The organism is Mariniflexile sp. HNIBRBA6329, assembly GCF_043558645.1.
Classification (GTDB): Bacteria; Bacteroidota; Bacteroidia; order Flavobacteriales; family Flavobacteriaceae; genus Mariniflexile.
Window position 1 is genome coordinate 51,633 of record NZ_JBIFXS010000009.1, and the last position, 14,595, is coordinate 66,227.

Below are 14,595 nucleotides of genomic sequence, written 5' to 3' on the forward strand. Positions count from 1 at the left end.
ATCATTTATCCGATGCTTTAAAATTTAAACCTACGGTTTCTAAAAGTGCTTTAAGTTTTGGGATGGTGGTTTTGCCGATACCATGTAGTTGTAGAATGTCATTTTCAGTATATTTAGAAAGTTCCAGTAAGCTTCCTATATCTTTGTTTTCTAGGGCTCTTCTAGCTGGAGCTGAAATTCCTATGAATGCACTTTTTTCTGATTTACTTTCGTTCTCACAAATTGGGCATACAGGACAGTCACTGCTTTTGTAATATTGATGCCTGTTTTTACAAGTTCGTAAGGTTTTCTTGTTTCTCATAAATAATTAGGCGTCTGGAATTTCAGGTTCAACCAATTTTATCAATTTGTCTAATGATTCTTGCCAACCTAAATAACACATCTCAGCAGGTATGGCGTCTGGGATACCTTCTTGTAAAATTTTAAGTTCAGCACCACAAATAACCTTTTTAAACCATATTGTCGTTGTCATTTCTCCTGGTAAATTTGGGTCATCAAATCTATCGGTGTGTTTAATAAGTTCGTTGGGTTTAATATCTAGAAAACTTCCACCAAAAGTATGACTGTTTTCTGTTGTAAAATTGGTGAACGACATTTTGTAGCTGCCACCAATTTTAAAATCCATGTGATGTACAGTACAAAAAAATCCATAAGGAGGAAACCAACTTGCACATGCCGCAGGATTAGAGAAAGCACGGAAAACTTTTTCGGGTGCTACTTTCAATATTCTGTGTAGAGTTACGCTATTATTTTTCATTGTTTCTATTTTTAAGATTCATCATTTTCAGTATATTTTTTGAAATTATCCAAAATAGCTTGCCAACCATCTCGTTGCATCTCAATAGGGTTTTGTGTTTCGGGATCAAAAGCGGTAATAACTTCTGTGTTACCTTGGGTTTCTTTAAAGTCAATTTTAGCTTTTCGTCCATCTTCCATGGTGTAAGCTATTCTTTTTTGAGGCTCAACTTCGTCGTATGTTCCACTAAAATCGAAACCAAAACTTCCATCTTTGGCTTCCATTCTAGATAGAAATTTTCCACCAACTCTTAAATCATTTTCGGCTCGTGGTGTATGCCAATTTTCAGAAGCTGTGTTCCATCTTACAATATGGTTTGGATCTGTCCATAAATCCCAAACTTTTTTTGCAGCTGCTTTTACTGTGGTTTTTACTGTTATTTGTTCCATGATTTTATATTTAATTATTAGATATTACAAATTTCGAAAAAATATATAATGTATATATGGTGTAATAACGCCTATGTAAAGGGTTGATTACGACAATTGGTTTTGTTATATTTGAAACATGAAAAAAGTATCCATTTTAGTGCCAGAATCGGCAGTCATTGAAGCGGTGGCAGATCCGCAATATATGTTTTCTGCTGCAAACCAGTTTTTACAAACCAATGGGCAGAAACCTCTTTTTGATGTGAAACTTGTTGGACAAAAAAAAGAAGTAAAGTTCAATAATGGAATGTTTTCAGTATATACTGATATGTTGTTGGATGATGCTAAGCAAACAGACCTTATTATTATTCCAGCACTTTTTGGTGATATGAAAACCGCTGTAGATTTGAACCGAGATACGATTCCATGGATAGTAAACCATTATAAAAATGGGGTAGAAGTGGCGTCTTTATGTGTAGGCGCTTTTTTATTGGCTTCCACAGGTATTTTAGATGGAAAAAAATGTTCTACACATTGGGCATTTTATAATGAATTTCGAGAAACGTTTCCAGATGTTGAAATTATGGACGGAAGCATTATTACCGAAGAAAATGGTGTGTATTCAAGTGGTGGCGCAAATTCGTATTGGAATTTGCTACTGTATCTTTTAGAAAAATATACCGATAGGGATACCGCTATATTGGCATCAAAATATTTTGCTATTGATATTGATAGGGAAAGTCAAGCAGCGTTTATGATGTTTAACGGACAAAAGGACCATAATGATACTGAAGTAAAAAAAGTACAAGAATATATAGAAGCCAATTATCAAGATAAAATAACGGTAGATGATATGGCAGATATGGTCGCCATAAGTCGAAGAAGTTTTGAGCGCAGGTTTAAACAAGCTACCGATAATACTATTATAGAATATCACCAACGTGTGAAAGTAGAAGCGGCTAAACGAAGTTTTGAAAGTACCAGAAAAAACATTGCAGAAGTTATGTTTGATGTCGGTTATACAGACACAAAAGCATTTCGAACGGTATTTAAAAAAATTACTGGGTTAACTCCCATAGAGTATAGAAACAAGTACAGTAAAATTTAGTATAAAGATTATTATTGTTCATAAACAACAATGGGTAATCTTTATACAATCGACCCTTAGATTATCCACTCAAAAACGGGCAATTAAGTTGCCTACTTCTACAGTTTTATTTCTATCGTAAATATCTTGTCTTTATAATTGGGTAAACGTTTTTATTTCAGATAGCACCAAAAAGATCGAAATATTTGCTAATACGCCAAGGATAAAATAGCCTATTTCTTATTTTTTCATCAACCTTAAAAGTCAAACAATAGATACTATCAAATTTTAGTTCAATATTCTTTTTTTTAGATAGTTTCCATTACCCAAACTTCAGCTATTAAAAATTCATAAATTATCGTATTTTTGCACCACAATTTAAAAAGGTAAATGTTAGATAAATTACAAATAGTAAAGCAGCGTTTTGATGAGGTCAGTGATTTAATCATCCAACCGGATATTATGACCGACCAAAAACGTTACATTGCTTTAAATAAAGAATACAAAGATCTTAAAGTTCTTATTGGAAAGCGCGATGAATATATTGAAGTAACCAATAATTTGGCGGAAGCTGAGGATATTATTTCAGAAGGCGGTGATCCGGAAATGGTCGACATGGCTAAAATGCAGTATGAAGAAGCCAAAGAACGCATTCCTAAATTAGAAGATGAGATCAAATTTCTTTTAATACCGAAAGATCCGGAAGACTCTAAAAATGCCGTAGTAGAATTACGTGCAGGAACTGGTGGTGACGAAGCGAGTATTTTTGCGGGTGATTTATTTAGAATGTACACCAAGTATTGTGAAAGCAAAGGCTGGAAGGTTGATACGGTAGATTTTAGCGAGGGAACAAACGGTGGTTTTAAAGAGATCCAGTTTGAAGTTTCCGGTGAAGACGTATACGGAACTTTAAAGTTTGAAGCAGGTGTACACCGTGTGCAACGTGTACCACAAACTGAAACCCAAGGGCGTGTGCATACCAGTGCCGCAACCGTTATGGTGTTTCCAGAAGCTGAAGAATTTGATGTGGAAATCAACCCAAAAGAAGTACGAATAGATTTTTTCTGTTCTTCGGGTCCAGGTGGTCAGTCTGTAAATACAACCTATTCGGCGGTGCGATTAACGCATATACCAACAGGGTTGGTAGCGCAATGTCAAGACCAAAAATCACAACATAAAAATAAAGAAAAAGCATTTAAAGTATTACGTTCTCGTTTATACGAAATGGAGTTAGCCAAGAAAAACGAAGCAGATGCTGCAAAGCGTGGTTCGATGGTAACTTCGGGTGATAGAAGTGCGAAGATTAGAACTTATAATTATCCGCAAGGACGTGTAACCGACCATAGAATTGGTTTAACGCTTTACGATTTGTCGAACATCGTTAATGGTGATATCCAAAGAATTATAGACGAATTACAATTAGCTGAAAATACTGAGAAGTTAAAAGCCAATAGTGATGTGATTTAATTAAAGATACTACGAATTCACGAATTTTTTTTTTTTTTTTGAAAAATTATAGATAAACATTCGTGAATTCGTGGCTAAAACAATATATGAATACTACCCAACTAATCACTGAAATAAAAAAAAAGAAATCCTTTCTATGTATAGGGTTAGATGTTGATTTAAATAAAATCCCACAGCATCTTTTAAAAGAAGAAGATCCTATTTTTGCTTTCAATAAAGCTATTATTGATGCTACGCACCATTTATGCGTGTCTTACAAACCCAATACAGCATTTTATGAAGCTTATGGTTTAAAAGGTTGGAAAGCATTGGAAAAAACCATTAAGTATCTAAACGAAAATCATCCTGATATTTTTACGATTGCTGATGCTAAACGTGGAGATATTGGCAATACAAGTACCATGTACGCCAAAGCTTTTTTTGAAGATTTAGCCTTCGATTCGGTTACTGTGGCACCTTATATGGGAAAAGATTCGGTGGAGCCTTTCTTGGCGTTTGAAAATAAGCATACCATTTTATTGGCATTAACATCTAATCAAGGTGCATTCGATTTTCAAACGAAAATAGTAGAGGGCAAAGAGTTGTATAAAAAAGTGTTGGAAACTTCAAAAACTTGGAAAAACGCCCACAACTTGATGTATGTGGTAGGGGCAACCAAGGCAGAATATTTAGCTGATATTAGAAATATTATTCCAGATAGTTTTTTGCTTGTGCCTGGAGTAGGAGCGCAAGGAGGTAATTTACAAGATGTTTGTAAATATGGAATGACTGACAATGTTGGTTTACTAATAAATTCTTCCAGAGGCATTATTTATGCTTCCAATGAAGAAGATTTTGCGCAAGTAGCGGCTGAAAAAGCCAAAGAGCTTCAACAGGAAATGCAACTTATTTTATCGAAATAGAATCTACCCGTTTATAGTTTTAGGGTAATCAACTATACTAATGTCTTCAACAAAATTTGAAATTCTTTTTTCAAATTCTTTTAGACTCATCAACTTGTTCAAATTAGGTTTGATTCTTCCAACTTTGCAGAAATGTGTATTCATAACGTCTTTTTGTATAAAGTACGGAAGTTTATGCCTTTTGGATGTAACTGGAAAGTTAAAGAATTAATAAAAAAAATGAAATTAAGATTTTACTTGATTTCTAGAGAAATATCGAAGGGTGTTTAACTTGTTTAGCAAACGCATGGCTCTAAATTCAGCAAGGTCGCTAAGTTCAGAATCCGTTTGACGGAAATTATACGCTTGCTCCATCAGCTCTTTATATTGCTCATTGAGTCTTTTTTGACGGTTTTTTATGATATCGTTGATGCTCATATAGACGGCTGAATAACAGATAATTAAATATACATTTTTTATTCATAAATGAAAAAAAATATTTAATTTATTTTTCAACCACTATAAAACAGTCAATAATCTAGCCTCTTTTTAGTCTTGCAACGCAAACACTTTTCTTAATAAATCGGTAGTTCTAGAGCCTATGTTATTGCGTATCTCTTTTTCTTCAACAGCAATCATAGTAAAAACCCCTTTTAGTGCTTCGTTGGTAACATAATCCGTTAAATCTGGATTTACGTCTGTAGTAAAAGGAATGCTGTTATACTTACTAATAAGGTTGTTCCAGATCTCATCGGCACCCACTTTACTAAACGAATTTTTTATAACAGGATTGAATTTCGCATATAAAGCGGTTTGTGTTTTGCCATTTAAGTATTGGGTTGCAGCATCATCATTGCCAATTAATATGTTTTTAGCATCGGCAAACGTAATGCCTTTTACAGCATCAACAAATATAGGGGTTGCTTCTTTTACGGCATCTTCGGCAGCTCTATTTAGTACTTTTAATCCTTCATCAGCTAATTTGCTTAAACCAATATCTCTAAGGCCTTTATCTACCTTTTGTAATTCAGCAGGTAATAAAATTTTTACCAATTCATTTTTATAAAAACCATCGGTTTGAGTCAGTTTGCTTACTTGCTTTTCAATTCCAAAATCTAAGGCTTGTCTTAAACCAGATGCAATTTCATCGTTTCCAATACCAATGGTTCCTTGAGGTAATTGGTTTACAACTTGTTGTAATTCTGCGCAGGCAGTAAGGTTTAAAACTAAAATAAATACTAAAATTTTACGAATCATGATTTTTGTGTTTGGGGGTTTAAATAATGGTAAATATAGGTAATTAAGAAAAGATTACGGTTTTATTGTTATAAACCATTACTTTTCTGTTAGTATGTAGTTTTACGGCATTTGCCAATACAATTTTTTCTAAATCGCGTCCCTTTGCAATTAAATCTTCAATGGAATGCGAATGGGACACACGTGTAACACCTTGGTCTATAATAGGACCCGCATCTAATTCTTCGGTCACATAATGACTGGTGGCCCCTATAATTTTAACGCCACGTTTAAAGGCCGAATGGTAGGGTTTTGCCCCCACGAAAGCAGGTAAAAACGAATGGTGGATATTTATGATTTTGTTCGGATATCTTTCAATTAGTTTAGGCGAAATAATTTGCATGTACCGCGCTAATACAATAAAATCTATTTGGTATTCTTCAAGCAATTCCAACTGTTTTTGTTCCGCTGCTTCCTTGGTATCTTTGGTAACAGGAACGTGGAAAAACGGAATTTTAAAACTACCGGCAATCGGTTTTAAATCTAAGTGATTACTGATAATGAAAGGGATTTCTAAATTAAGCTCGCCAGAATTATAGCGTCCTAATAAATCGTACAAACAGTGGTCGTATTTAGAAATAAACAGTGCCATTTTAGGCTTTCTGGCCGAAGAGTAAATGCGCCATTTCATTTCAAAAGCATCAGCCAATGTTTTTTTAAAAGCATCTCTGAAAACATCGGCAGAAAATGATTCTTTTGTAAACTCGCTTTCCAATCGCATAAAAAAGATGTTTTGCTCTCTATCAACATGTTGGTCTATGTAGACAATATTGCCATCTTTTTGGGCAATAAAATTGGTTACGGTAGCAATAATGTTCGGACGGTCTTTACAATGAATTAAAATGGTAATCTTTTGCATTTGAATTAAAATGATTTAAGTTCAAAATTAACCTAAAAATTATTGATGCATATTATAAGATTATAATTTTAGATAATCGTTTGTAAATGCTTATTTTTTTTGAACATTTCGTAAATTTACACCCTATTAAATTAATTTATTTTAGAATGATGCACATAGCGCCATATAAGCCCAAACATAAAATTAGAATAGTAACCGCAGCATCTTTGTTTGATGGTCACGATGCCTCCATAAATATCATGCGCCGAATTATTCAAGCTACGGGTGTGGAGGTGATTCATTTGGGTCACGATAGAAGTGTGGAAGAAGTGGTAAATACAGCCATTCAAGAAGATGTAAATGCTATTTGTTTGACCTCCTATCAAGGCGGCCATAACGAGTATTTTAAATATATGTACGATTTGTTGAAGGAGAAAGGCGCACAGCATATTAAAATTTTTGGTGGCGGCGGCGGTGTTATTTTACCTTCTGAAATTAAAGAGTTAATGGCTTATGGTATTGCCCGAATTTATTCGCCAGATGATGGTCGTGAACTTGGGTTGCAAGGCATGATTAACGATTTGGTAGCACAATCGGATGTACCTCTTAATTTCTCCGAAGGGGAGAAACAGCAACCGGGAAAAGTTTGTAATGAAGATGATTCTTGGTTATTGAAATTAGGAAAAGATAAGGTTTTAGAAAATTTAAAAAATAAAGATGTTAATACCATTGCAAGGTTAATTTCATTGGCAGAAAATAATCATAAGGCTTTTGAAAATTTATTTTTTCAGCAGAGTGAGAATTCCTCCCCTTCGGGGAGGTTAGGAGGTACTCCCGTTTTAGGAATTACGGGAACAGGAGGCGCAGGAAAATCATCGTTAGTAGATGAGTTGGTGCGCCGATTTTTAATCGATTTTCCAGAAAAAACAGTCGGCATTATATCTGTAGATCCATCCAAACGAAAAACAGGTGGCGCGCTTTTAGGCGATAGAATTAGAATGAATGCTATAAACAATCCGCGAGTTTATATGCGTAGTTTGGCAACACGTCAGTCTAATTTAGCTTTGTCAAAATATGTGCACGAGGCTATTGAGGTGTTGAAGGCTGCTGAATACGATTTAATTGTTTTGGAAACTTCGGGTATAGGGCAGTCGGATACCGAAATTATTGAGCATAGCGATGTGTCATTATACGTGATGACGCCCGAGTTTGGAGCTGCAACCCAATTGGAAAAAATAGATATGCTCGATTTTGCTGATTTAGTGGCGATAAATAAATTCGACAAACGAGGTTCGTTAGATGCCTTGCGTGATGTGAAAAAACAGTACATGCGTAATAATAACCTTTGGGATACACTACAAGAAAATTTGCCTGTTTTTGGAACGATTGCTTCACAGTTTAACGACCCAGGGATGAATACGCTTTATAAAGCGGTCATGGATAAATTGGTTGAAAAAGCATCGGCAGATTTAAAATCGACTTTCTCCATTTCAGATGAAATGAGTGAAAAGATTTTTGTCATTCCACCATCTAGAACCCGTTATTTATCTGAAATAGCCGAAAACAATCGTGCTTACGATTCAAAAGCCATTGAACAAGTTGAAGTTGCCCAAAAATTATATGGTATTTACAAAACGATATGTTCCGTTGCAAATGTCTCGTCGAGCGCAGTCGAGACGCCCTTTGTAAACAAACAAGGAGTAAACCACGTAGCCATCCTAAAACAAACACCAGATGATAGTAAAGATTTTATCAGATTGTTAGTTGCCGAATTTGATCGTGTAAAACTAAACCTAGACCCCTACAACTGGGAAATAATTACAGGTTGGGATGAAAAAGTTAACAAATATAAAAACCCGGTTTACACATTTAAAGTCCGCGATAAAGACATTAAAATAGAAACCCATTCAGAATCGCTTTCACATTTGCAAATCCCTAAAGTCGCATTGCCCAAGTACCAAGCTTGGGGCGATATTTTAAAATGGGTGTTGCAAGAAAATGTGCCAGGGGAATTTCCATACACCTCAGGATTGTATCCATTTAAACGTACAGGCGAAGATCCAGCGCGTATGTTTGCAGGTGAAGGAAGTCCGGAGCGCACCAATAAACGTTTCCATTATGTAAGTGCCGGTTTGCCAGCAAAACGCTTGTCTACGGCTTTTGATAGTGTAACGCTTTATGGAAACGACCCCGATTTACGTCCGGATATTTACGGTAAAATAGGAAATGCAGGCGTTAGTATTTGTTGTTTAGATGATGCTAAAAAACTCTATTCCGGATTTGATTTGGCACATGTAATGACTTCGGTTAGTATGACGATTAACGGGCCAGCTCCCATGCTTTTAGGGTATTTTATGAACGTTGCCATCGACCAACAATGTGAAATTTATATAAAGGAGAACGGTTTAGAAAAAGAGGTAGAAGCTAAAATAACAGCTTTATACAAAGGTAAAGAGCGACCAAAATATAACGGTAAATTACCCGAGGGAAATAATGGTTTGGGTTTGATGCTTTTGGGGGTTACGGGAGACCAAGTATTGCCAAAAGAAGTCTATCAAACCATAAAGGCAAACTCCATGTCGCAGGTACGGGGTACGGTACAAGCCGATATTTTAAAAGAAGACCAAGCGCAAAATACTTGTATATTTTCAACGGAATTTGCATTACGTTTAATGGGCGATGTCCAAGAATATTTCATTGAAAATAATGTGCGTAATTTTTATTCGGTGTCTATTTCTGGTTATCATATTGCGGAGGCTGGCGCAAACCCCATTACCCAATTGGCGTTAACCTTATCTAATGGTTTCACGTATGTGGAATATTATTTAAGTCGCTGTATGGATATAAATAAATTCGGACCCAATTTATCATTTTTCTTTTCAAACGGCATCGACCCAGAATATGCAGTTATTGGTCGTGTAGCTCGTAAAATTTGGGCAAAAGCCATGAAGCTGAAGTATGGCGCTAACGAACGCGCTCAAATGCTTAAATACCATATTCAAACTTCTGGTAGAAGCTTGCATGCTCAGGAAATCGATTTTAATGATATCCGAACCACGTTACAAGCCTTGTATGCTATTTACGATAATTGCAATTCTTTACACACGAATGCATATGATGAAGCGATAACCACACCAACTGAAGAATCTGTGCGTCGTGCTATGGCCATTCAATTAATTATAAATAAAGAATTAGGGTTAGCAAAAAACGAAAACCCAATTCAAGGTTCGTTCATTATTGAAGAATTAACCGATTTGGTTGAAGAAGCTGTTCTTTTGGAATTCGATAGAATTACCGAACGCGGTGGTGTTTTAGGCGCTATGGAAACTATGTACCAACGTAGTAAGATACAGGAAGAAAGTCTGTATTACGAAACCTTGAAGCATAATGGCGCATTCCCCATTATTGGCGTTAATACCTTTTTAAGCAGTAAAGGGTCTCCTACGGTGTTGCCTGCGGAAGTGATTCGAGCCACCGAAGAAGAAAAGCAGTTTCAAATAAAAACTTTAGAAAATCTTCATAAAGCACACGATACAACGGCACTTTTAAAAGCGCTTCAGCAGAAAACCATCCAAAATGAAAACATTTTTGAAGCTTTAATGGAAGTTTGTAAAGTGTGTTCTTTAGGGCAAATTACAAACGCTTTGTTTGAAGTTGGTGGTCAGTACCGTAGAAATATGTAAGCAGTGAACCATTTTTTGCTTTATCAAAAAATGTTTGAATCGCTTACCCTGAGCGGAGTCGAAGGGTCTTTCTTTAGAAGTGAACATTTTAAAAACAAAATTATTTCAAAAAATGCATCTTTTTAAACATTTGTACGTCTACTATATGAACATTAAAAATAGATATTATGAAAAATAAAGAATGCACTTGCAACTGTGATGGTTGCCAAAATGGACAATGCCAAAATTGTACCTGCGAAAACTGTACTTGCAGTAATTGTAACTGTTAAGTTTATTTTAATTTGAAAAGCAACAGTGTTTATTTTAGTAACTTTATGCTAAAGTAAGCACTGTTTTTATAATTCTAGTTATGCAAACCCAAGACATTTGGAACACTTATTCAAACGATATAAAATACTTTATATTAAGTAAAGTGAAGGATGCCGTTGTTGCAGACGATTTGCTTCAGGAAACCTTCATTAAAGTACATACAAAGCTTGATACTTTAAAAGATGCCGATAAATTAAAGTCGTGGTTGTTCGCCATTGCCAGATATACCGTTCTAGATTATTTCAGAAATAATAATATCACTTATGAAGTTTCAGAAGTTGATATGACTTTTGATGATCAAAAATTAGAACATACCAAAGAAGACTGTTTAAGGGGCATTATTAAAAGTTTGCCAAAGAAATATAGAGATCCATTGTTTTTATCAGATATTAAAGGAATTAAACAAACCCAAATTTCAGAACAATTGCATTTGCCATTGCCTACCGTAAAATCTCAAATACAACGCGGTAGAAAATTAATTGCCCAAGGTTTTATGGATTGTTGTGATTTTAAAGTGAATGATGCCGGTTATTTAGTGGGTGAGATTAAAGATAAAAAGGATTGCAAAATGTGCAATTAGAAATTTAATTCGCTTGGAATAAGCTACAGATACAAATTTTTAGAATTTAATAATTAATGCGATGAAAAACTTTTTTAACAGAGTTTTTCATCGTTTTTTTTTGCAAATTAAAACCACTTATAGATGTATGTAAACCCTTGAACTAATATTGTTTAAGAAATTTTTCGGCTATCAACTCCTAGTGTAATTTTATCCTGTTGAAGTTAATTATTAAACAAGATTTACCCCAACATTTAAATCTTATACCTATGGAAGCAAATTTAAAATACCAATTCAAAAGACAGTCAAAAAATCATTTCGACTGGTTGATTAATTTTATAAAATCGGAAAGATATTATGAAATTGAAGCGACATTAGTAAATACTAAAAATACTATGTTTATAGATTAAAAAAACAAGACTCTCATTTGTTTTTTTAGAATCCTTGTGTTAAAATACAGGGATTTTTTTGTCTTAAAATAAAGTAAGTGATGTTTTTTACAAAGTTAACATCCAACTGCGTTGCAATTGTTTAAACTTTTTTAATTCGCTACGTAAAATAGGTAAAAAGTCTTTCCCGTTGCTGTTAGAATGCTCCAAACGATACGAATTTTTATAAAGCTTGTTAGTTAAGCGTCTTAAAGAGGCAATGTGTTTATGTTTTCTTTCGGTATAACGTTCTAATTCGGCATTAACAATCTCTGGAGCTAAAGAAACAGATTGCTGAACAATATCACCAGAAAAATAAATATGAGAATCTTCAGAACCATCATTTTTTAAAGCAGATAAATCATGATTTAAATACGTGGAAATGTTTTGAGATAAAGCAAATATCTCAATAGCTTTTTTATAAATCGGTAATTCCGATAGGTTTGATGGGGTATTAGACATCATATTCTTTTTTCTCTTAGCAATTATATCAAAATTACTCACAAGAATCAACAAACAACTTTTTATTTTAAAGTAAAAGTGTATATTTACTTTAATTATTAACTTTTTATAGTTAAATTTCATTCAATATGAATTTAGATAATCTTAACTGGAAGATTTTGAAGTGTTTGCAAGAAAATGCTCGACAATCTAATGCCGAAATAGGCAGGCAAGTGGGTATTAGTTCGCCAGCAGTTTCAGAGCGCATAAAAAGGCTGGAAGATGCAGGTATTATATTGGGTTATAAAACAGTAGTGTCGCCATTGGATATGGGTTACCAACTAAAAGCCATCATTACTTTGCATGCTTTTATTGGTAAATTAAAGCCCTTTTTAGAGAAAGTGAAAACTTATGATGAAGTGTTGAATTGCTACAGAATAACTGGCAATGAAAATATAGTAATGGAAGTGCTTTTAAAAAACCAAAAGCACTTAGAAACCTTTATAGACCAACTTATTGTTTACGGCGAAACGAAAACACAAATCGTGTTGTCTCATGTTACGCGATTTAAAGAGGTGAAACCTATGAAATAAAGCTTGTTAATTTATCAAATTCGCCATGGCGGGTTTTTTCTATTTTCACCTGCATGATATATAATAATTTTGTTACCATCTAAATCGTTTAAATGTGCCTCGCGCCAAAGCCAGGGTTTATCTTGTGGTTCGCTTAAAAAAAGGATTCCTTTTTGTTTTAAATTGGATACGGTTTCATCAATATTTTCATTTTCAAAATATATGGATATGCCAATGCCAATTGGTAATTCATTTACTTTATGTATGGAAAATGTACTGTTTCCGTTTGGACATTCAAATCTTACATACCTAGGAAGTGCATCTACAATGAGATGCAACCCCAAGGTTTTATAAAATGCCGTTGCTTTTTCAACATCTAAAGATGGAATGGTTATTTGGTTTAAATTCATTACAAAAGTCTTTTATAGTTTAAGTTTCTATTTAGCAGAAATAAAATGATGGCACAAATAAGTGCAATTATCGAAATTATGTACCAAGTATTATCAAATCCAAGTGCGGCCGTCATTTGTAAACCAGCATTATGTCCAAAAATGTGAGCTATTGAAAACGACATGGAATACAATGCCATATATTCCCCTTGATTTCCTTTTTTGGCTCTTTCAACGGCAAAGGCATTTGAAAATGGAAAAGCAATCATTTCTCCAATGGTCATTAATAACATTCCAATTACTAAAATGCCAGACCACGTGGTAAAATTTAATATCAGTAAACTTAAACCCGTTAATATTGCTCCAAAAAACATTAACCCTAATTTGGTGTATTTGGTATTTTCCAACCATTTAATTAATGGCATTTCTAAAATAAAAATAAGGAAACCGTTCAGCCCTAAAATAAGTCCAATTTGAAGCTCACTTAATGAATGTACATCTTTATAGTAAATAGTTATGGTTGAAAAGTATTGTAAGAATACTACGCCAAACAGCATCATAGCTATAAGGAATACCATAAAGGCATAATCACTATATGCCGAAACTGGATTTTTGTTTTCAATAGCATCTAAAACTTTGGCCTTTTTAGGATGCAATACTTTAATCATTAAAAAGGTTGCAATAATGCAAGTAATGCCATCAACCCAAAACAAACCGGCATATCCTAAGCCAGTTATAATAAGGCCACCAATGGCAGGTCCAGCCGAAAATCCTAAATTTATGGCTAAGCGTATCAGTGTTAACGACCGTATTTTGTTTTCAGGTTTGCTATATGCATTTAAAGCCACAAACATAGCAGGTCTAAACGCATCAGCTACCAACATCACAATAAAAATACCAATACAAATGGATGCGAACGTATTTAAAAATTGCAAGGCTATAAATAAAGCTCCAGTAGCTAATAGGCTTCTTACCATTACTTTGTAGTAACCAATTTTATCGGTTAATTTGCCGCCAATCCAAGAGCCAACTACCGATCCTAATCCAAAAGCACTCATAACCCAACCTACATGGCTTACTGTAAAATGCAAATCTTCCTTTAGGTATAACGATAAAAAAGGAATGACCATAGTACCTGCTCTGTTTATAAGTGTTATGAGAGCTAGCCACCATATTTCTTCCGATAGGCCTTTGAAAGTATTTATATAGTTTTTGAAAAGTGTTTTCATGGTTTGGTTTACATGGTTCTTTTGATTGAAAGTTAATTATAGACTAAAAATAAAAAGTCCGACTGTGAAGTCGGACTTTTACATATTGTAATAATTTATAACTATATCACCTAAATATATAAAAAGCCCGACTTCCTCTACGTGAAGTTGTTAATTGCATCTTACAAACGGTGACGTTTTTACGCATTTTTATTTTTTATGAGTTACAAACTTATAGAAAATAATTGTAAGTTGTATTTTTGAATTTAAATT

Annotated in this window: 15 protein-coding genes; 6 read left to right on the forward strand and 9 right to left on the reverse strand. The window is 34.2% G+C overall.

Annotated features, from left to right (window positions below; translation table 11 throughout):
• Position 1: 1 nt before the first annotated feature.
• Genes ACGK9U_RS11055 through ACGK9U_RS11065 form a run of 3 tightly spaced genes read right to left on the reverse strand, consistent with a single transcriptional unit; the run spans position 2 to position 1,185 of the window.
• The gene (locus ACGK9U_RS11055; protein ID WP_394466438.1) at positions 2 to 301 is read right to left on the reverse strand and encodes a hypothetical protein; all 300 of its coding nucleotides are present in this window, start codon (positions 299 to 301) and stop codon (positions 2 to 4) included.
• 6 nt (positions 302 to 307) lie between these two features.
• Positions 308 to 757 (reverse strand): SRPBCC family protein, encoded by a 450-nt coding sequence (locus ACGK9U_RS11060; RefSeq protein WP_394466439.1) that lies wholly within the window; start codon positions 755 to 757, stop codon positions 308 to 310.
• A gap of 11 nt (positions 758 to 768) precedes the next feature.
• Positions 769 to 1,185, reverse strand: a complete 417-nt coding sequence (locus ACGK9U_RS11065; RefSeq protein WP_394466440.1) for an SRPBCC family protein — start codon at positions 1,183 to 1,185, stop codon at positions 769 to 771.
• A 118-nt stretch (positions 1,186 to 1,303) separates the two neighbouring features.
• Between ACGK9U_RS11065 and ACGK9U_RS11070 the strand changes: the two genes are divergently transcribed.
• The 3 genes from ACGK9U_RS11070 (at position 1,304) to pyrF (ending at position 4,620) form a co-directional block, all read left to right on the forward strand.
• Positions 1,304 to 2,272: a GlxA family transcriptional regulator gene (locus ACGK9U_RS11070; RefSeq protein WP_394466441.1), complete on the forward strand. Its 969-nt coding sequence runs from the start codon at positions 1,304 to 1,306 to the stop codon at positions 2,270 to 2,272.
• Between the two features lie 369 nt (positions 2,273 to 2,641).
• A complete protein-coding gene (gene prfA, locus ACGK9U_RS11075; RefSeq protein ID WP_394466442.1) occupies positions 2,642 to 3,718 on the forward strand; it encodes a peptide chain release factor 1 in 1,077 nt (358 codons plus the stop codon).
• 86 nt (positions 3,719 to 3,804) lie between these two features.
• Positions 3,805 to 4,620, forward strand: coding sequence for an orotidine-5'-phosphate decarboxylase (gene pyrF / locus ACGK9U_RS11080; protein WP_394466443.1), 816 nt, complete (start codon positions 3,805 to 3,807; stop codon positions 4,618 to 4,620).
• Positions 4,621 to 4,845: 225 nt separating this feature from the next.
• Here the strand turns inward: pyrF and ACGK9U_RS11085 are convergent, their stop codons facing one another.
• The 3 genes from ACGK9U_RS11085 to purU all read right to left on the reverse strand — a co-directional run bounded on the left by ACGK9U_RS11085 (position 4,846) and on the right by purU (position 6,754).
• Positions 4,846 to 5,037 carry a Lacal_2735 family protein gene (locus ACGK9U_RS11085; RefSeq protein WP_394466444.1) on the reverse strand — a complete coding sequence of 64 codons (192 nt, stop codon included), beginning with the start codon at positions 5,035 to 5,037 and terminating at the stop codon, positions 4,846 to 4,848.
• A 111-nt stretch (positions 5,038 to 5,148) separates the two neighbouring features.
• Positions 5,149 to 5,856 carry a DUF4197 domain-containing protein gene (locus ACGK9U_RS11090; RefSeq protein ID WP_394466445.1) on the reverse strand — a complete coding sequence of 236 codons (708 nt, stop codon included), beginning with the start codon at positions 5,854 to 5,856 and terminating at the stop codon, positions 5,149 to 5,151.
• Between the two features lie 43 nt (positions 5,857 to 5,899).
• Positions 5,900 to 6,754: a formyltetrahydrofolate deformylase gene (purU, locus tag ACGK9U_RS11095; RefSeq protein ID WP_394466446.1), complete on the reverse strand. Its 855-nt coding sequence runs from the start codon at positions 6,752 to 6,754 to the stop codon at positions 5,900 to 5,902.
• Positions 6,755 to 6,900: 146 nt separating this feature from the next.
• Between purU and ACGK9U_RS11100 the strand changes: the two genes are divergently transcribed.
• Together ACGK9U_RS11100 and ACGK9U_RS11105 are read left to right on the forward strand one after the other, a co-directional pair.
• On the forward strand, positions 6,901 to 10,416 hold the full coding sequence (locus tag ACGK9U_RS11100) for a methylmalonyl-CoA mutase family protein (RefSeq protein ID WP_394466447.1): 3,516 nt from the start codon (positions 6,901 to 6,903) through the stop codon (positions 10,414 to 10,416).
• Positions 10,417 to 10,765: 349 nt separating this feature from the next.
• On the forward strand, positions 10,766 to 11,305 hold the full coding sequence (locus ACGK9U_RS11105) for a sigma-70 family RNA polymerase sigma factor (RefSeq protein WP_394466448.1): 540 nt from the start codon (positions 10,766 to 10,768) through the stop codon (positions 11,303 to 11,305).
• Between the two features lie 476 nt (positions 11,306 to 11,781).
• Here ACGK9U_RS11105 and ACGK9U_RS11110 read toward each other — a convergent pair whose 3' ends face one another.
• Positions 11,782 to 12,177, reverse strand: coding sequence for a hypothetical protein (locus ACGK9U_RS11110; RefSeq protein WP_394466449.1), 396 nt, complete (start codon positions 12,175 to 12,177; stop codon positions 11,782 to 11,784).
• A gap of 125 nt (positions 12,178 to 12,302) precedes the next feature.
• Here ACGK9U_RS11110 and ACGK9U_RS11115 point away from each other — a divergent pair, with 125 nt between their 5' ends.
• Positions 12,303 to 12,746, forward strand: a complete 444-nt coding sequence (locus ACGK9U_RS11115; protein WP_394466450.1) for an Lrp/AsnC family transcriptional regulator — start codon at positions 12,303 to 12,305, stop codon at positions 12,744 to 12,746.
• A gap of 14 nt (positions 12,747 to 12,760) precedes the next feature.
• Here ACGK9U_RS11115 and ACGK9U_RS11120 read toward each other — a convergent pair whose 3' ends face one another.
• Positions 12,761 to 13,135, reverse strand: a complete 375-nt coding sequence (locus ACGK9U_RS11120; RefSeq protein ID WP_394466451.1) for a VOC family protein — start codon at positions 13,133 to 13,135, stop codon at positions 12,761 to 12,763.
• On the reverse strand, positions 13,135 to 14,343 hold the full coding sequence (locus tag ACGK9U_RS11125) for an MFS transporter (protein WP_394466452.1): 1,209 nt from the start codon (positions 14,341 to 14,343) through the stop codon (positions 13,135 to 13,137). Before ACGK9U_RS11125 ends, ACGK9U_RS11120 begins: the two co-directional genes overlap by 1 nt.
• Between the last annotated feature and the right edge of the window lie 252 nt (positions 14,344 to 14,595).